This window comes from Rufibacter aurantiacus (genome assembly GCF_017916345.1).
GTDB lineage: Bacteria > Bacteroidota > Bacteroidia > Cytophagales > Hymenobacteraceae > Nibribacter > Nibribacter roseolus.
This window is the reverse complement of sequence record NZ_JAFMSV010000002.1, coordinates 117,972-136,376: the sequence shown is the minus strand read 5'-3', so window position 1 is coordinate 136,376 and position 18,405 is coordinate 117,972. Positions and strand designations below refer to the sequence as shown.

Genomic DNA, 18,405 nt, shown 5'->3' with positions numbered 1-18,405 from the left:
AAGACCTTCGAGAGGGCAGCGGCTAATGAACGGTTCAGACTAGCCGGTGTGCCTCGTACCCGGTGCTTATGAAGATATGCTGGGTTTGGTGGATGATTATTTGCCATTTTTAGTCAGCACGAGCAGGCCCTGTTGTATGGGGAGAATGCGGGCCGTTTTTACAGATTGAGTTCCTAAACGCAAAAGCCCATTTCTATGGATTTACTGTTAGCGGGAAAGATCATCATTGTGTCAGGCGGCGCCAAGGGCATTGGCCGCGGGATTGCCAAAGTGCTGGCGCAGGAGAAAGCCATTCCGGTGATCCTGGGCCGGAGCGAGGCTGATAACCTGGAAACTGTGGCCGAGATCCTGCATGAAGGCGGGCAGGTCTTTCAGGTGGTGGCAGAGCTCAGCCATCCTGACGAATGCCGGCAAGCGATAGAAACGGTTATAGGCCAATTTGGCCGCATTGACGGGCTGGTGAACAATGCCGGCCTGAACGATGGGGTGGGGCTGGAAAACGGCAACTACCATGACTTCATGGCCTCGCTGCACCGGAACCTGGTGCACTACTATCTTTTGGCGCACTACGCCTTGCCAGAGCTGATCAGGTCCAAAGGACCAATTCTGAACATCACTTCTAAGGTAGCCGAGACCGGGCAGGGGAACACCTCGGCCTACGCTGCTGCTAACGGCGGTCGCAACGCCCTCACCCGCGAGTGGGCAGTGGAACTTCTGAAATACGGCATCCGGGTGAACGCCATTGCCGTGGCCGAGAGTTGGACGCCGCAGTATGAAAGTTGGTTACAGACTCTGCCGCACCCGGAGGAAAAGTACCGGGAGATCGTTTCGCGCATTCCGCTGGGGCACCGCATGACCACGCCGGAGGAAATCGCCCAGACGGCGGTTTTTCTGCTGTCTTCTAAATCAAGCCATACCACCGGGCAGATTATCCACGTGGATGGCGGCTACGTACACCTGGACCGGGCCATTTAGGCTGTCCCCGGAAATTCCTGAAGCCCGTCTATTTGAGGCTAATTTTCCAAAAACAACCTTAAAATGGAAAGCCCGCGAAAACGGCTTTTGATCATTCCCTGTTTTGGCCTCGGATTTCAAAAAAGGACTCAAAAACAGAATACCCGGGCATTGGGTGTTGCTTCCGTCTTCAGGAGAAAATCTGAAAAAGGCTATATTTGACGAAGTAAACCAATTTTTCCGCCCTCTATGTTTATCGGACACTTCGCCTTTGGCTTCGGGGCCAAGTCTGCCGCCCCTAGGGTCTCGCTGGGAACCCTTTTCCTAACGGCCCAATTGCTGGATCTGCTTTGGCCCACGTTTCTGCTGCTGGGTTGGGAGCGGGTCGTTATCAGCCCCGGCATCACCAAAGTCACGCCCCTTGACTTTACCCATTACCCCATTTCGCACAGCCTTTTGCTGGTGCTGGGCTGGGGTTTGCTCAGCGGCGGGTTGTATTGGCTCCTGAGTAAATACCGGAGAGGCGCGCTGGTGGTGGCAATCTGCGTGCTGAGCCACTGGGTTCTGGATCTGGTCATGCACCGCCCAGATCTGCCGCTGTACCCGGGTGATTCCCCGCTGCTGGGCCTGGGGCTGTGGAATTCTCTGGCCGGAAGTCTTTTAGTGGAAGGGCTGTTGTTTGCTATCGGGGTAGGGTTGTATCTGCGGAGCACCCAAGCCAGAAACAGAACCGGAAACTGGAGCCTCTGGGCCCTGATTATCTTTTTATTGGTGGTGTATCTCCTGAATTTGTTCGGTCCGCCACCTCCTGCGGTGTCGGCTATTGCCTGGGCCGGGCAGTTGCAGTGGCTCTTTGTTGGGTGGGGCTACTGGATAGACCGTAACCGCCGGCCACTTTCTCAGCGGGGCCTACAACCGGAAAATCAGCTCCAGGAAGCTTAACTTAGGTATCTTGTAGAAGCTTCACTTAAACCATCGCCTATTGGCAAACATTCTGCGTAAGCATCGGCAACCCAATTCAAGTATAAACCCATTTTCTATGAAAACCTTCTTACTCGCTTTGTTCTGTATGTTATTTACGGCCCAGGTTTTTGCCCAGTCGCCGGTGCGGCTGGCGGTAGCGGGCCTGAGCCACGGGCACGTGGACTGGATTTTCAACCGGTCGCCGGAGAAGAAGGACATTGTATTGGTGGGGATTTACGAGTCCAACCAGGAATTAGCCCAGAAGTACGCCAAGCGCTACAAACTGGACCAGAAACTGTTTTACTCTGATCTGGGCAAAATGCTGGACAAGACCAAACCGCAGGCGGTGTCGGCTTTTGGCGCCATCAGTGAGCATGTGACGGTGGTGCGGGCCTGCGCGCCGCGCAAAATCCACGTGATGGTAGAGAAACCACTGGCCACCACCTTTGCCGATGCGAAGGAAATCCAGGCCCTGGCCCAGAAACACAATATCCAGGTGCTCACCAATTTTGAGACTTCGTGGTACGCCAGTAACCAGTACGTGGGCAACCTGGTGAAAGAAGGCAAACTGGGCGAAATCAAAAAAGTGATGGTGAACGATGGGCACCAGGGACCCAAGGAGATTGGCGTGAGCAAAGAGTTCCTGGAGATTCTGACCAATCCGGAGAAAAGTGGGGCCGGGGCTCTGATGGATTTCGGGTGTTACGGCGCCAACCTCATGACCTGGCTCATGCAGGGCCAGAAGCCAACGTCGGTTACGGCCGTGGTACAGCAGAACAAGCCCGAGACTTACCCGAAGGTAGACGATGAGGCCTCCATCATTCTGCAGTACCCCAAAGCCCAGTGCATCATCCAGGGGTCATGGAACTGGACCTTCGCGCGCAAAGACATGGAAGTCTACGGGAACAAAGGCTACGCCGTGGCCGTGGACGCCACTACCGTGCGGCACCGCCTGAAAGAAAGCTCGCCCGAGGAAGTCGCCAAGCTGGACCCGCGCCCGGAACCCTACGGAGATCCTTTCTCGGTGCTGGCCTCGGTGGTCACCGGTAAACTCACCCTGGACAAGAACGACCTGTATAGCCTGCCCCTAAACGTGACAGTGGTGGAGATTCTGGAGGCGGCCAAAACATCGGCCAAGCAGCATAAAACCATTTCCCTGGAATAAAGCAGCGGTTCCGGAAAGCTTAAATCATGATCCGGCAGCTTCCCGTATAATACACTTCCCTTGGCATTGCCAAACAGGAGCCTGGCCAGAAACGGCGAGGCTCTTGTTTTGACTAATGTTTTTAGCATATTTTGCTAAAACATCCGGAAAACGGAAGTAAATTTGCAGTCCTCTCGCCGGAAGTAGCCGGAGGGAAGTAGGGAATGACCAGGCAAAATTGCCTTGGCTATTGCCCGGTTTAAGATCAAAAGAAGGAAACAAGATTAGTGGCTGGTACCGAACCCAAGGATTTCTTTAAGCAGAGAAGGAGCGCCCCGGAGATCAAGGAAGAGATCTTCCTGAAGTTTTTCCCGGTCTGGTCCGAGACGCTTTTCTCTACCCAAGCGCCTCCGGAGAAAGTGCTGCTGGTAGATGCCAGCGCGGGAGCGACGGGTCCGGAAGAAGGAGGGATGCCAGTGTCTGGGAAGTTGCTGAAGAGCATATTCGCCACCTCGGGCGGGCGCCCGGACCTGAACAAAGCCGTGCACCCTTTCTTCTATGAAGGAAACAAAAGCCTGGCCTCGTCGCTCCCGGATACCCTTGAAAATCTGTTCTTCTACCCAGATCTCCGGCACAAGCCCGTTTACCTGCAAACGAAAGAAAACCTGGAGGCTTTCCAGGAAGAACTGACCCAGAACTTACCGGCCCTTTATTTTCTGGATCCTTTTGGGAACAGGTTCTCGCAGGAACTGTGGCTGCAGGGGATAGGGCAGGAGAAAGCTGATTTCCTGATGCTGTTTGAGTACAAACGCCTGGCGGCGGCCTTGGGTAAAAGTGAGGACCAGAGCAATCTGGCGGCTTTCCTGGGCGAAAGGTTCTCCAGGCTTAAAGCGTTTTTCGCTAAAACCAGCAACGCCGCCAAGAAGGAATCCTTCGCCCTGAAAACCCTGGAGGAAGCCCTGCAGGAAAAAGGTCTCCGAACCTCCCGCTTCCGGGTGAACGTGCCCGGCAAAGACCAGAGCAGTCATTACCTGTTGTTTGTCTCGCGCAGCTACCTGGCCCATACCCGGTTTAAAGAATTGCTGCTGCCCTACAGCGATGTGCAGGAAGACGGGGTGCCCCTGCTGGGTGCCAACCTCAAAGCCGTCCGGCTTCTGGTGCCGGAATATTCTAAATACCTGGAGTTCTCGCTCGTGAACCTGGTAGACGACCTGCTGCAGAATGCGGCGGAGTACAACAGCATGGTGCTGGACAAAATCTACGAGAAGCACAACGTGGGTAAGAACTACTGCAAAGCCAACTACCAGACCGCTTTTGAGAAACTGAAAGAACAGGGCAAGATCACGTTGCTGAACCCTAAGACAGGCCAGGTGGTGTACAAACTCACCTCCGCCTGCCGCATCAAGTTCAAACCGAACGGGAGCGTGTGAACCGTTTTCAGGCATAGTATCCTTTCCTCTTTTGCGTTTGTTTTTCACAAGACAGGCCTAAAACAGCGACAGGTTCGTTCTATACATTCGTTCTATACATATGAGCTCCTTTGGTGGCCAGAAACCAGTCTTTTGGACTTTCAGCTAAGCCTGAACCTGGATGTTGCCCCTGCGGCCAGTCTATGTTTTAAGGGTAAAATCCTGAAATTGGCCGCTGAACGCCATGTGCCTGTTTGGGCTGGCTTTTCATGTGCCGTCGCCTTCTGAGCCGGGCATCTTTTGTTAGACATCCTTTCCCGGCATGCTTATCTTTGTATTCCAATTTGTTTTACATGATGACCTCCGCCCCCTCTTTGTCCGCTTTTGCCTCGCTGGAAGCCTCCCTGGCTGGTGAACTGTATTTTGATGATGCCTCCAGCCTGCACCAGGCGCAGAAGAGAGTCTACGCCACCGATGCCTCGGTGTACCAGGAAATGCCCGTGGCCGTAGCCATTCCGCAGACAAAGGAAGACCTGCAGAAACTCATCCGCTTTGCCAAAGAGCACCGGATCACCCTTATTCCGCGGGCGGCTGGTACCTCTCTGGCCGGGCAGGTGGTAGGCAACGGGCTGGTGGTGGACATCTCCAAATACTTCACCCAGGTTCTGGAAGTGAACCCGCAGGAAAGTTGGGTGCGGGTGGAGCCCGGCGTCATCCGCGATGACCTCAACGCCACCCTTCGGCCGCACGGCCTGCTGTTCGGCCCCGAGACGTCTACGGCCAGTCGCGCCATGGTGGGGGGTATGATCGGGAACAACTCCTGCGGTCTGCATTCCATTGTCTGGGGCGATACCCGCACGCATTTGCTCTCGGCAAAAGTGCTGCTCAGCGATGGCTCAGAGGCCGAATTCAAACCACTCACCCACGAGGAACTGCAAGAAAAACTGACCCTCCAGAACCTGGAAGGTGAGATTTACCGTCGCATGTACGGCCTCATCAGTAATGAGACAAACCGCACCGTCATTCAGGAGAACTACCCCAAGAAGACGCTCACCCGCCGCAACACCGGGTATGCCCTGGATTTCCTGGTGGACGAGGGCGCCGGTCCCGAAGGACAGACCACGCTGGATTTGTGCAAAGTCTTGGCGGGCTCCGAAGGAACGCTCGCGTTTGTGACCGAGGCCAAACTGAACCTGATCCCGCTGCCGCCCAAAGAAGAGGGTCTGGTGTGCGTGCATTTCAACTCCCTGGCCGAGGCCCTGGAAGCCAACATCATCATCCTTCGGCATCAGCCCATGTCTTCTGAACTGGTGGACAAGTACATCATGGATTTCACTAAAGGCCACCGCACCTATGACGCCAACCGGTTCTTCATCGAGGGAGATCCGGCGGCCCTGCTCATGGTAGAGTTCATGGCCGACAGCCAGGACATCATCACAGACAAAGCCGAAGCCCTGATTTCGGATCTGAAAGCCGCCGGGCTGGGCTATGCCTACCCAGTGGTGCGGGGTGCCCTAACCAAACCCGTGTGGGACGTACGCAAAGCCGGCCTGGGCTTGATCCGGAACCTGCCCGGCGATACCCAACCCGTGAACCTCATTGAAGACTGCGCCGTGTCGCCAGAGGATCTGCCGGCCTACATATCAGATTTGAAACAGGTGCTGGACAAACACCAACTGCAGGCCTCATACTACGCCCACGCCGGCGCCGGCGAGCTGCACGTGGAGCCCATGATCAACCTCAAAACCGAGGCCGGGAAACAGGTATTCCGGCAGGTTTTAGCAGAAACCACTGAGTTGGTGAAGAAATACAATGGATCTTTGAGCGGCGAGCACGGCGACGGCCGCCTCCGTGGTGAGTTCATCCCGCAGGCGCTGGGTGCTGAAGTTTATGCCATGTTGCAGGAAGTGAAGCAAATTTTCGATCCCAGGCACATCTTCAATGCCGGCAAGATCGTGGACACCCCGCCCATGAACGAGTTCCTACGCTACGAGGAGAAAACCCAGCGGCAGGTGATTCCGGTGGAGACACTGTTTGATTTCTCGCAGCAGGAAGGCATTTTGCGCATGGCCGAGAAATGCTCCGGCTCCGGCGACTGCCGTAAAACACACGTGAGCGGTGGCACCATGTGCCCTAGTTACATGGCCACCCGTCAGGAGAAAGACACCACCCGCGCCCGCGCCAACATCCTGCGCCAGTTCCTCACCAGCTCAGACAAGCTCAACAAGTTTGACCATAAGGAAATCAAGGAAGTGATGGACCTGTGCCTGAGCTGCAAGGCCTGCAAGTCTGAGTGCCCTTCCAGCGTAGACGTGGCCAAGATGAAAGCCGAGTTCCTGCAGCACTACCACGATGCCAACGGTGTGCCGCTGCGTACCCGCATGATAGGAAATTTTACCAAGATGCAGCAACTGGCCAGTGTGGTGCCCGGCGTCTACAATTTCATGATCAAGAACCCGGTCATCAGCAAGCTGATCAAGAAAACCGTAGGTTTTGCCGTGGACCGTTCTTTGCCTGAAGTAGGTAAAACCACCCTAAAAAGCTGGTTCAAAAAGTGGCAGAAGGAGCATGCCGAAGCTGGTAAAACAGGCAAACCCGTGTACCTATTCTGCGATGAGTTCACCAACTACAACGATGTGGAGATCGGGCAGACCACGGTGAAATTGTTGACGGCGCTGGGCTACGCTGTGCAGATTCCGGAGCACCTGGAAAGCGGCCGCACCTACCTCTCCAAGGGCCTGGTGCGTGATGCCAAAGAAATAGCTATCAAAAACGTGCAGTTACTGAGCAAAGCCATGTCAAATGGTACTCCCATCATCGGGATTGAACCCTCGGCCATCCTGACCCTGCGCGATGAGTATCTGGATTTGGTGCCAGCTGATTTGGTACCTGCGGCCCGTCAGGTAGCGGCTAACTCTTACCTTTTAGAGGAGTTTCTGCAAAAAGAAGCCGAAAACGGAAACATCACCCCAGACGTGTTCACCCAGGAGAAAAAGCAGATCAAGCTGCACGGCCACTGCTACCAGAAAGCGTTGCAGGTACTCACCCCAACCCAGAAAATCCTGTCGCTCCCCCGGAACTACGAGGTAGAGATGATCCCCTCGGGCTGCTGCGGCATGGCGGGTTCCTTTGGCTACGAGGAAGAACATTACGGTGTCTCCATGCAGATTGGCGAACTGGTGCTGTTCCCGGCGGTAAGAAACGCTGCCCCGGAAGTACTTATCGCCGCCGCCGGTACCAGCTGCCGCCACCAGATCAAAGACGGCACCCACAAAAAAGCCCTGCACCCCGCTGAGATTCTGTGGCAGGCGTTGAAGAAGTAAAGCCTTTTTAAGTTGAACAGGAAAGCCTTTCCCAAACGGGAGAGGCTTTCCTGTTTTTGGGCTGTTTTGTTGAAAATAGACTCAAAATACTTGGGTATTTAAAGAGGATAGCCCAGGGCACTCCAACAACTGACAAGGGATGTATCCAGGTGCTAAGAATTCTCATTATTTCAATTTCTTAGTCCTTTTTGGAGCAGGATTAATTGCTAACTTAATGCACAATTAAATCCCTATGGCCTATACCCTTACAATAAAGGACGAGACTTTCCCAGGGAAAGTGTTGCATCAAATGGAGCTTGCCTTGCAAAACGAACTGGTTACTGTGAAAGACATCATAGAAGCCAGGGTGACCAAGGAAGTAGAAGAGTACAACCAGAAGTTACCCCAATATTTCAGCGGCTTGGTGCAGCCTACTGACACTGAATTAACCATTAACGGTTACAAACTTAAGGAACGAAAGAAGATTGATCCGGAAAAACAGGTATTTGTAGCTTTAAATGCTTTCCAGAACAACGGGTACTTTGTATTGGTAGACAACAAACAAGCCGAGTCTTTAGAGGAAGAGGTATTGCTGACCGGTAACACTACGGTGAGTTTCCTGAAATTAACACCATTGGTAGGAGGCTGAGAAATGGGATTTGTTGATTTCATGAAAAAAGCTCTTGGTAAGCAGGAAAGCGTAAGTTTACCCGAAGATTCTTTTGATCGTATTGTAGAAGCAGCCCGGTTAGAGGCTGTTCAAAAGTTTCAACATTTCTGGAATGTTAAGCCGGGTGAGTTAATTGTTTATAAGGAGCAATTAGTCACATTGCCTGCCAATAGCAAAGTAGAATTCCTGCTGAATTGTATCTATAAGATATATTACTGGCAAAGTAAAAATACTTCGTATAGTTCTGATGATGTGGGGTATCAGAAGTATGCGCTCCATAATTTGTTTCTACAGAATTTATTAAGATCCAGGCTCACTCTGACAGATGATCATATTGTTTCTTTGGCAACCCATTTTCTCAACTATCAAAAGTTTATTTGGCCTTCAATTTTAGACTGGCCATTAAGCTATTTCTTAATTCAAGTTGAAAAGAATACCAAAGGAAGAGTAATATCTGAATCGGTAAAAGAAGCTTTGTTGGCTATTAAGGATGAGTTAAATAAAGTTGACTATAACCCCCGTGAAAAGGAAAGGACAAAGTCCATTAGCAAAATTGAAGAGTTACTGCATCTAGGTGAAGGAAAAGAAGAAATAAAACCGGTATATTTTTTAGGCAAGGATAAATTCTCTGAATATGCCAATCCTATCATCAAGTTAAGATCAGAGAAGGAACTACCTGTTTGGTATAAAATACTAGCTCAAGTCCAAAGAGCATCTGGTGGAAGACCTACTCAAAAATACCAGAAAGAAAGCCAAAGCTTGATAAGCACACTAGGAACTGATGCTTTCAAAGAGGTGGTGTTGGATTGGTTTAAATTTATCATCCAACTCAAAGAAAGTGAATTGGTCCAAACGCATACGTACGGTACTCAGACGTATAGTTATACAAGTTACGATTTACTTTCAACGCCAAACATAGACGCCATCAAAGGCTTGCTTTGGATGTGTGTTTCCCTAAATGATCGTACTGCTTTGGCCACCATTGCCGCCTTGGCAGAAAGGGCATACCGGAAGATTCCGGGTAAGGGTCCGGCCGCTGCCGCCGTTGGAAACGCCTGTTTATACGCCCTCTATCAGTCTGAAGGGCTGGAAGGAATCAGCCATTTATCCCGCTTAAAACTGAGAATCAGGCAAGCAAGTACTCAGGCTCTGATTGAGAGATATCTGCAGGAGGCAGCCAAAGACCAAGGCATTTCAGTGCATGAGATTGAAGATTTGGCGGTAGACCAATATGAACTGGTAGACGGGCAGAGGGTTTATGAACTGCAAGGCTTTAAAGCCATTCTTGATATAGTTGCAGTGGGCAAAACTGAGTTGAGGTGGTTCAAACCAGATGGGAATCCTCAGAAATCAGTACCCACTGCGGTGAAGGAAAAGCAGGCGGCTGCCCTAAAACAGATCAAGGAAACCGCCAAGCAGGTAGAAGTTACCCTTAGTGCGCAGCGGGACCGCATAGACCGCATGTTCAAAGCCGACAGGGTTTTAACCTGGGCTTACTTCCAAAAGTACTATGCCAACCATGGTCTGCTTTCTTTCTTAACCAAGCGCCTGATCTGGTCCTTTGAGAAAGATGGGGTATCCAAAAACGTCATCTACTTCAATGAAAAATGGGTGCAGCCTGATCTAAGCGAAGTTGAGCCCAGTTCTGAGGTCACTGTGAAACTTTGGCATCCTGCTTCTGCTTCAATTTCTGAAATCGAGGCTTGGCGCTCGTTCCTGGTGGAGCACCAGATTCTGCAACCGTTTAAGCAAGCCTATCGTGAAGTGTACCTGCTTACCGATGCGGAAATTAATACCAGAGTCTACAGCAATCGCATGGCCGCGCATCTCTTAAAACAGCACCAATTCAACTCATTGGCCAAACTAAGAGGTTGGAAGTATGCTTTACTGGGCGCCTATGATGATGGCCGCTACAATGAGGCAGCTTCATGCCTGATCCCTGATTACCACCTTAGAGCCGAGTATTGGGTGAATGAGGTGGATGCCCAAGGTGAAATGAATGACACCGGTATCTGGAATTACATTGCTACTGACCAACTTCGGTTTGTGGATACCCAGACAAACAATGTGGTGGAGTTGATCAACATCCCCAAAGTTATTTTGTCTGAGGTCATTAGGGACGTGGATTTGTTTGTTGGCGTGGCAACCGTAGGCAATGACCCCAACTGGCAAGACAGTGGGGGAGTAGCTGCCTACCGTGACTACTGGCAAGCGTATTCCTTCGGAGAACTTTCTGAGGTAGCTAAAACCCGGAAAGAGATTCTGACACAATTGCTTCCGCGCCTGAAGTTGGCCAAGGTAGCAGAGATCAGAGACAAATTCCTGGTTGTCCGTGGCAAGCTGCGCACCTATAAGATTCATTTGGGAAGCACCAATATTCTCATGGAGCCCAATGACCAATACCTGTGTATTGTGCCAGACCGCAGCAAAAAAGATGTCACGCAGAATGTTTTCCTCCCTTTTGAAGGAGACACCGGTTTTTCCGTTATTCTAAGCAAAGCCATGCTCTTGGCTGAGGACGACAAAATTACAGACTCTACTATTACTTCTCAGATTAAGCGGGTCTAATAAGGGCAGTATTTATAAAGCGGGGTGATGTTTAGAGGCTGTTTTACAGAAAATAGCCCCTAAATATTACCCCGTTCATTTCCTGATTAGTCAATTATCCACCGCGTACCACTCCGCAGAAGCGTTCTCGGTTTCCCAGAGCCGGAGGTTGTGTAGTTGGGTATGCTTCGGCAGATGCGGTTGCAGGGGGCCTTTGATGTACAGCAACAGGTTCTAGCAGGTAGGCTGGCTGTGGGTGAGCAGGAGTTTATGGCCATCTTTCTCCAAAACAGGGACAAGCGACCCAGCACTGTCTGCCCTCAGAAACAAAGCGCGATCCCATGAAAATGGCTTATTAAACTGGAGCTTAGGTAAGGTGAATTGGCGCCTGAGCAACACAAACTTTCCTGCTTTATTGGATCTGGATTACAGAACTTATGAGATTCTTTTCCTAATACTAGGATAAAATAAACCAATTGGTTTATTTGGTGCCATGAAATCAGCCCAGACCTCCAAATCCGAAAGGACCCGCCAACTTATCATTGAGAAATCGGCGGTGCTTTTCAACCAGAAAGGGTTTGCGGGTACCTCGTACCAGGATTTGATGGAGGCCACCGGCGTGACCAAAGGCTGCCTGTACGGGCACTTCGGGAGCAAGGACGAGCTGGCCGTGGCCGCTTTTGAGTTTGCGGCGCAGACCTTGATTGAGCGGGTAGGCAGTGCCATGGCGCCCTATGAGCAAGCCGGCGACCGCTTGCGGGCCCTGCTGGATTTCTACCGTCATTACCTCACCAACCCTATCATCGCCGGAGGTTGCCCCTTGCTGAATACCGCCGTGGAAGCCGATGACAACCATCCGGCCCTGCACGAACGGGTGATACGGGTTCTCAACCGGCTCCATAAAGGCGTTAGAAACCTTATTGATCAGGGGAAGGAACAAGGCGTGTTCAACGGTTCTGCTGATACATATGCTATCGCCACCTTTTTCATCTCCACCGTGGAGGGCGGCATTTTGCTGGCTAAAGCCTACGGTGAGGAAAAGCCCCTGCAAACCGTGTTGGACCAACTGGAACGCTGGTTGCAACTGGAGCTGGGCTCCTTCTAGATTTATCTAAAGTACTTATCCTCTGAACCCCCTTAAAACTATGATTTCAAAAACCGATTCTCCCAAACCACAGGTGCTGGAAAGCCAGACCCGCATCCGTTTTGACCACTGCGACCCCTTCGGGCATCTGAACAACAGCGCCTTCCTGAACTACTTCCAGAACGAGCGTGAAGACCAAGTAGAAGCCGCCTACGGGCTGGACATCCACGCCTTCTTCCGGAAGACCGGGCGGGCCTGGGTAGTGGGGCAGAACCAGATTGTGTATTTGAACCCGGCGGTAGTGCGGGAACTGGTAACCATCCAGACCAGCATCCGGCACGTCACTGATAGCAGCATGCTGGTGGAGCATTTGATGCTGGACGAGAAAAAGGAGAAGCTGAAAGCGGTGCTCTGGACCAAATTTGTGTACATAGACGTGCGCAAAACCTCCCGGGCTACGCATGAACCAGAACTGATGGAGCTGTTTGAAGAGGTGGTGGTACGGGAAGAAACGCCGGCCCTGTTTGAAGACCGCGTGAAGCAACTGCGCGAGCAAATGAAGGCGGTGGGTGCCAAATAAGCATGAAAAAGAGAACTCTGTTTGAGGCACTATTCCTGAAAAACAGGCCTTGAATTGATTTGTCCTTTCTTTTTGAATTACTCCTTGGGTAAGGCCTCTACCGTTTGCTCCCAAGATCCTTTCAGGATGACAACAAAGAGAAAGGCTGAAGGGGATATTTCGCCGTTGTTGGTGATAACACCTACAACGCCAGCATACGGTAGCATCAATAACAGTGGCAGTAAAGCAAAATAAGCCACCAAATTATAAATGCATTTAAGGTCTGTTTTTCCAAAAACAGGCTTTAAATGGATTTAGACATTGTCCTTTTCAGTAAGCCAATCCTGGATCAGGCGGTAAGAAATGGAAAGGGCCGGTGGGAGTTTGATCTCGCCGGAAGCTACGAGTTCTTTCAACTCCTGGCGGGTGAACCAGCGGGCGTCCTCAATTTCCTGTGGGTCAAGGTGCATGTGGGTGCTTTCTACCTCGGCGGTGAAGCCCACCATGATGGAGGCCGGGAAAGGCCAGGGCTGCGAAGAATGGTACTGGACCACATTCACCTTTAACCCTATTTCTTCCTGCACCTCGCGGGCCACGGCATGCTCCAGGGTCTCACCGGGCTCCAGGAAACCCGCAATGGAGGCATACATGCCTTGGGGCCAGGAAGCTTGCCGCGCCAGCAGGCCTTTGTCCTGGCAGGTGACCATGGTAATCACGGCTGTATCAGTGCGGGGGAAATGATGGGTCTGGCAGTCTGGGTTGGTACACTGGCGCATGTGCCCGGCTTCTTCGGAAAGGGTAGGGGCGCCGCAAACGCCGCAAAACTGGTGCTGCCGATTCCAGTACAACATGGCCTTGGCATAGGCCAGCAAAGAACTGTCAGCGCGGGGAATTTGCAGGGTAGCATCGCGCAGGTCCTGAAAGGTTCCGGTGTCTAAAAGTAAACCATGCGTTTTTGGTAAATCCACCGCAAAGTAGGCGCGCTCTTCTCTTACGCCCAGCAGTACCGGGGCAATGGGCAAATCCCGAACTTGAAGATCATGGGCGGATAGTGGCACCAGTTGGCGTTCTTCCGTGAGCAGCGGCTGTAGGTTCCGGAAAGGGAGAAATACCGAGCCGGGATCCCTAAGTCGGGCTTCCAGCCAGGAGGCATCTTTCCTGAGCAGGTGCACCCGATCCAGGTTTTCCTCCCCAAAGTAATTGCGCGCCGATAAGGCAAGGTTGTTTCGCATGGCCATGGTCTGATGCCTGAAAAAAAGAAAGCGTTTCGGAGCTGTTTTAGATGAAACAGCCCCGAAACGCTTCTGTACTAAAAGAAAGGTCTACAGGTTGAGCGTACCGGCAATTTCCTTCAAGGCCACCTCGCCAATTTTGGCTTGGTATTGCGCGTTGCTGAATCTCACGGTGGCGTTCACATAATTCAACTGGGCCTCGCGCACCTCCACGGTGGTGATGCTTCCCAATCTGAATTTTTCCAGAGTGATGTCCAGGTTCTGGCGCGCGATGCGGCGGTTGTTCTCTTCCAGGCGCACCAGGCTCAGATTGGTCAGGTACGTTTGGAACGCGGAGGCCAGCTGAGCGTTGATGTTCTGGTTGATCTGCTCGTACTCCAACTGGGCGCTGTTGATCAGGATATTGGCGTTCTGCTCATTTCGCCGTTGGTTAAACCCGCTGAAAATAGGCACCGAGGCCGTTACGCCGTATGTCAGGCCGTTTCCCGTGGAAAGTGTGGAGAAACCCAGCGCCGAGCGGTTTCGGTTGAAGTTGTAACCCGTATTCAGCCCGATGACCGGGTAGCGGTTGGCCCTTACCTGCTTCGCATCCAGTTCCACAATGCGGCGGTTGAGCACAGCGGCCTTTAAAGAGGGGTTCTGCTGTGCGGCCTGCGCCGACAGCCCAGCCAGGGTCAGTTGGTCATCAATCATGATATCGTCCGGAACGCTGAAGGTGATGTTCACATCGCGCACCAGCAACTCATTCATCCTGATCTGGGTGTTGCGGTACAGCTCCTGCTGGCGCAGAAGGTTCGTAGTGTCGGTGTTGAAATCTACCTGGGCGTTGAGCACTTCCAGACGAGCCGCTTTCCCAATCTCAAACCGGTTCTGGGCGGTGTTCACCCGAAGGCGCGAGATAGAGATGGCGGTGTCATAGGCTCTCAATTGATGCTGCTGTTGCACCAGTTCATAGAACGTGCTCATGACATCGGCCACGCGCGAAAGAATAGTCAGCTGCAGGTTGGTCTCGCCCAGTTTCTGCAGTTCCTGCAATTGCTCATAGCGGGCAAACATGGCAAAGCCGTTGAAAATGGTCCAGTTTAGGCCCACGCCGCCGTTAAGGGTAGAGCCCTGGCCCCAGCTAACCTCGTTCACCTGCCCGTCTGCGCGGGTCTGGGAGCTGTTCTGGATGGTGCGGTTGTTCGTGAGGTTGGCGGTGACGTTGGGCAGCATGCCGGCATTGCCGCGGGTCACGTTGTTCTCGGCAATACGCCGGTCATTGGCAGATAACTTGATGTCATAGTTGCGTTCCAGCGCAATTCTTACGGCATCTTCCAGGGTCAGGAGTTCCTGGGCCTTGGCCTCACCCGCCCCAAAGAGCAAGGTGAGCAGCAAAAGGCTCAGGAAACCAAATCTATATTGTAGCATAAAGGATTTTCTTCAATCAAATAATTAGTGGGCCACGGCTTTCTCGTACTCTTCAATGTGGTCAAACTCCGGATGGTGTTTGCGTTCTTTAGACCACATGGAGTAGATGGCCGGAATGATGAACAGGGTCAAGACCAGCGAGAAGATGGTACCGCCCACGATCACCACCCCCATACCAATACGGCTCTGCGCCGCGGCACCCAAAGCCAGTGCGATAGGCAAGGCACCCAGGGCGATGGCCAAACTGGTCATCAGGATAGGGCGCAGACGAGCCTCGGAAGCTTCGATGATGGCATCCATCTTAGACTTGCCTTCCTCACGCAACTGGTTCGCAAACTCCACAATGAGGATACCATTCTTCGTTACCAGCCCGATAAGCATGATGGTCCCGATCTGGCTGAAGATGTTCCAGGTTTGCCCGAACAGCCACAGCGAAAGCATGGCCCCGGCCACCGCCATTGGTACAGTTAAGATGATAATGAACGGGTCAATGAAGCTCTCAAACTGGGCAGCCAGGATGAGGTAAATCAGCAACAAGGCCAACCCGAAGGCGAACATGGTGTTGGAACCACTTTCCACGAAGTCACGGGACTCACCGCCCAAGTCAGTAGAGAAGGTCTCATCCAGCACCTGGGCTTTGATGCGGTCCATGGCCTCAATTCCGTCACCTATACTTTTGCCCGGCGCCAAACCGGCAGAAACTGTCGCCGACATGTAGCGGTTGTTGTGGTAAAGCTGTGGCGGGCTGCTGCGCTCTTCCATGGTCACCAGGTTATCCAACTGAATCAACTGGCCGGTGGAGCTGCGCACGAACAGGGAGGTCAAATCCATGGGGTCGTTACGATCCGGGCGGTCAAACTGGCCCATAACCTGGTACTGGCGTCCGTTCATCAAAAAGTACCCGAAACGCTGGCCACTCAAAGACAACTGCAGCGTCTGCGCCACGTCAATCACCGATACGCCTAAGCTCTGGGCTTTCTCGCGGTCAATAGAGATGTTGATCTCCGGTTTGTTGAATTTCAGGTTTACATCGGCCATCACAAAAGTGGGGTCGTTGTTCACGGCTTCCATGAATTGCGGGATCTTCTCCTGCAGTTTCTGGAAGTTAGGCGCCTGAATGATATACTGGATAGGCTGCCCGCCCCGGCGGTTCACCGAGATGGTAGGCTGCTGAATCACGTTGGTTCTAGCCTCCGGGAAGCGGCGCACCACCTTGGAAAGCTGATCAGCGATCTCTTTCTGGGAGCGCTCGCGTTCTTCCTGTGGTTTCAAAGCCAGACGCATCATTCCGCTGTTCACCGAACCAGAGCCCCCGAAACCTGGAGAAGTAATCACCAGGTTCACTTGTTTTTCGGGCACAGAATCTTCAACTACGGCGGTCAGTTCCTGCATGAAACGGTCCATGTATTCATAGGAGGCACCCTCAGGCGCGGTGGCCGAGATACGGAGCATACTGCGGTCATCATAAGGAGCGGTTTCTTTCTGAAGAATGTTATAGAACAAGACAATCAGGCCCAGACACACCAGAATTATAGGGAAGCTCAGCCACTTCCGCTTCATGAAGTTCGTCAGCGCCTCGGCGTAACCAGAATTCATTTTCTGGAAGAACGGCTCGGTCCATTCGTAGAATTTAGAGCGTTTGTGCACGCCGCCTTTCATGAGGTACGCGTTCAGCATAGGCGTCAAGGTCAGTGACACGAACGCCGAGATCAACACGGCTGCGCCAATCACAACCCCGAACTCGCGGAACAACCTGCCCACGAAACCTTCCAGGAAGATCACCGGCAGGAACACCGCCGCCAGCGTTATAGAGATGGAAATAACCGCCAGAAAAATCTCGTTGGAGCCCTTAATAGCTGCCTCAATGGGCGACATGCCTTCCTCTACTTTTTTGTAAATGTTCTCAGTAACCACAATACCGTCATCCACCACCAGACCCGTCGCCAGCACGATGGCCAGCAGGGTCAACACGTTAATGGAGAATCCAGCCAGATACATGATGAAGAACGTGGCAATCAAAGACACCGGAATGTCTATCAACGGACGGAAGGCGATGCCCCAGTCCCGGAAGAACAGGTAGATGATCAGGATTACCAGCACCAGGGAGATAAGGATGGTCTCGGCCACCTCGGTCACGGATTTCTTGATGAACAAGGTGTTGTCCATCGCGATGTCCAGCTTCAGATCATCTGGGAGCTCTTTTTTGAGCTTGTCAAACTGGTCATAGAAATTACCGGCAATCTCCAGGTAGTTGGTACCCGGCTGCGGGATAATGGCCATCCCCACCATGGGCACGCCAGATTCCGTCATCTTGGTTTCCAGGTTCTCAGGACCCAATTCTGCGTGCCCAATGTCGCTGAAACGGGTGATGGTCTCGCCTTCAGAGGAGATGATCAGGTCATTGAACTGCTGCTCATTGGAGAGGTTACCCAAGGTTCTCACAGTTAGCTCGGTGTTCTGGCCGCTCACTTTACCCGTAGGCAATTCCACGTTCTGGCGGTTGAGCGCGGTGCGCACATCGGCCACGGTTAAGCCGTAGGAGGCCAGTTTCATGGGATCTAGCCACAGACGCATTGCGTAGCGCTTCTGTCCCCAGATCTGGATGCTACTCACGCCCGGAATGGTTTGCAGGCGCTGCGAGATTACGTTCTCGGCGAAGTCGGAAAGCTGTAGCGCATCGCGCTTCTCACTGCGCACCGTCATGGTGATGATGGGCTCAGAGTCAGCGTCGGCTTTGGAAACTACCGGTGGCGCGTCAATGTCCTCAGGAAGGCTTCTCACCGCCTGCGATACCTTGTCGCGCACATCATTGGCGGCTTCTTCCAGGTTTTTCTCCAGGTTGAACTCAATGTTGATGTTGCTTCGGCCTTGGTTACTGGAGGAAGAAATGTTCCGGATACCGTCAATGGAGTTGATGGCTTTCTCCAGGGGCTCGGTGATCTGCGACTCAATGATGTCTGAGTTAGCGCCGGAATAGCTCGTGCTTACCGACACAATGGCCGGGTCAATGGACGGGTATTCCCGAATCCCCAGGAACGTGTACCCAATCACCCCAAACAACATGAGGAGCAGGTTCAACACGATCGTGAAGACGGGCCGTTTTATACTTGTGGTGGATAAACTCATTTTGT

At 52.4% G+C, this 18,405-nt stretch carries 12 protein-coding genes; 9 read left to right on the top strand and 3 right to left on the bottom strand.

The window, feature by feature from the left end; all coding sequences use genetic code 11:
• Window positions 1-195 precede the first annotated feature (195 nt).
• The 9 genes from J3P34_RS06055 to J3P34_RS06015 all read left to right on the top strand — a co-directional run bounded on the left by J3P34_RS06055 (window position 196) and on the right by J3P34_RS06015 (window position 12,653).
• The gene (locus tag J3P34_RS06055) at window positions 196-975 is read left to right on the top strand and encodes an L-fucose dehydrogenase (RefSeq protein WP_210487090.1); all 780 of its coding nucleotides are present in this window, start codon (window positions 196-198) and stop codon (window positions 973-975) included.
• Window positions 976-1,203: 228 nt separating this feature from the next.
• Window positions 1,204-1,896: a metal-dependent hydrolase gene (locus J3P34_RS06050; RefSeq protein WP_210487089.1), complete on the top strand. Its 693-nt coding sequence runs from the start codon at window positions 1,204-1,206 to the stop codon at window positions 1,894-1,896.
• Window positions 1,897-1,993: 97 nt separating this feature from the next.
• Window positions 1,994-3,082: a Gfo/Idh/MocA family protein gene (locus J3P34_RS06045; RefSeq protein WP_210487088.1), complete on the top strand. Its 1,089-nt coding sequence runs from the start codon at window positions 1,994-1,996 to the stop codon at window positions 3,080-3,082.
• Between the two features lie 266 nt (window positions 3,083-3,348).
• Entirely contained in the window at window positions 3,349-4,491 is a 1,143-nt protein-coding gene (locus tag J3P34_RS06040; protein WP_210487087.1) for a class I SAM-dependent methyltransferase, read from the top strand.
• Between the two features lie 332 nt (window positions 4,492-4,823).
• Complete coding sequence (locus J3P34_RS06035; protein ID WP_210487085.1) at window positions 4,824-7,793, top strand: FAD-binding and (Fe-S)-binding domain-containing protein; 2,970 nt, start codon at window positions 4,824-4,826, stop codon at window positions 7,791-7,793.
• A 232-nt stretch (window positions 7,794-8,025) separates the two neighbouring features.
• Window positions 8,026-8,421 (top strand): hypothetical protein, encoded by a 396-nt coding sequence (locus tag J3P34_RS06030; RefSeq protein WP_210487082.1) that lies wholly within the window; start codon window positions 8,026-8,028, stop codon window positions 8,419-8,421.
• Between the two features lie 3 nt (window positions 8,422-8,424).
• Complete coding sequence (locus J3P34_RS06025) at window positions 8,425-11,010, top strand: DUF4132 domain-containing protein (protein WP_210487080.1); 2,586 nt, start codon at window positions 8,425-8,427, stop codon at window positions 11,008-11,010.
• A gap of 472 nt (window positions 11,011-11,482) precedes the next feature.
• Complete coding sequence (locus J3P34_RS06020; protein ID WP_210487078.1) at window positions 11,483-12,094, top strand: TetR/AcrR family transcriptional regulator; 612 nt, start codon at window positions 11,483-11,485, stop codon at window positions 12,092-12,094.
• A 40-nt stretch (window positions 12,095-12,134) separates the two neighbouring features.
• On the top strand, window positions 12,135-12,653 hold the full coding sequence (locus J3P34_RS06015) for an acyl-CoA thioesterase (protein WP_210487076.1): 519 nt from the start codon (window positions 12,135-12,137) through the stop codon (window positions 12,651-12,653).
• 293 nt (window positions 12,654-12,946) lie between these two features.
• On the opposite strand, the gene nudC is transcribed toward J3P34_RS06015, so the two are convergent.
• The 3 genes from nudC to J3P34_RS06000 all read right to left on the bottom strand — a co-directional run bounded on the left by nudC (window position 12,947) and on the right by J3P34_RS06000 (window position 18,400).
• On the bottom strand, window positions 12,947-13,864 hold the full coding sequence (gene nudC, locus J3P34_RS06010) for an NAD(+) diphosphatase (protein WP_210487074.1): 918 nt from the start codon (window positions 13,862-13,864) through the stop codon (window positions 12,947-12,949).
• Between the two features lie 90 nt (window positions 13,865-13,954).
• Complete coding sequence (locus J3P34_RS06005; protein WP_210487072.1) at window positions 13,955-15,274, bottom strand: TolC family protein; 1,320 nt, start codon at window positions 15,272-15,274, stop codon at window positions 13,955-13,957.
• A 24-nt stretch (window positions 15,275-15,298) separates the two neighbouring features.
• The gene (locus J3P34_RS06000) at window positions 15,299-18,400 is read right to left on the bottom strand and encodes an efflux RND transporter permease subunit (RefSeq protein ID WP_210487070.1); all 3,102 of its coding nucleotides are present in this window, start codon (window positions 18,398-18,400) and stop codon (window positions 15,299-15,301) included.
• Window positions 18,401-18,405 lie beyond the last annotated feature (5 nt).

Coding starts and splice junctions, on each gene's coding strand:
- J3P34_RS06025 (WP_210487080.1), top strand. CDS start 8,425: ATGGGATTTGTTGATTTCATGAAAAAAGCTCTTGGTAAGCAGGAAAGC.
- J3P34_RS06050 (WP_210487089.1), top strand. CDS start 1,204: ATGTTTATCGGACACTTCGCCTTTGGCTTCGGGGCCAAGTCTGCCGCC.
- J3P34_RS06035 (WP_210487085.1), top strand. CDS start 4,824: ATGATGACCTCCGCCCCCTCTTTGTCCGCTTTTGCCTCGCTGGAAGCC.
- J3P34_RS06030 (WP_210487082.1), top strand. CDS start 8,026: ATGGCCTATACCCTTACAATAAAGGACGAGACTTTCCCAGGGAAAGTG.
- J3P34_RS06045 (WP_210487088.1), top strand. CDS start 1,994: ATGAAAACCTTCTTACTCGCTTTGTTCTGTATGTTATTTACGGCCCAG.
- nudC (WP_210487074.1), bottom strand. CDS start 13,864: ATGCGAAACAACCTTGCCTTATCGGCGCGCAATTACTTTGGGGAGGAA.
- J3P34_RS06055 (WP_210487090.1), top strand. CDS start 196: ATGGATTTACTGTTAGCGGGAAAGATCATCATTGTGTCAGGCGGCGCC.
- J3P34_RS06000 (WP_210487070.1), bottom strand. CDS start 18,400: ATGAGTTTATCCACCACAAGTATAAAACGGCCCGTCTTCACGATCGTG.
- J3P34_RS06005 (WP_210487072.1), bottom strand. CDS start 15,274: ATGCTACAATATAGATTTGGTTTCCTGAGCCTTTTGCTGCTCACCTTG.
- J3P34_RS06020 (WP_210487078.1), top strand. CDS start 11,483: ATGAAATCAGCCCAGACCTCCAAATCCGAAAGGACCCGCCAACTTATC.
- J3P34_RS06015 (WP_210487076.1), top strand. CDS start 12,135: ATGATTTCAAAAACCGATTCTCCCAAACCACAGGTGCTGGAAAGCCAG.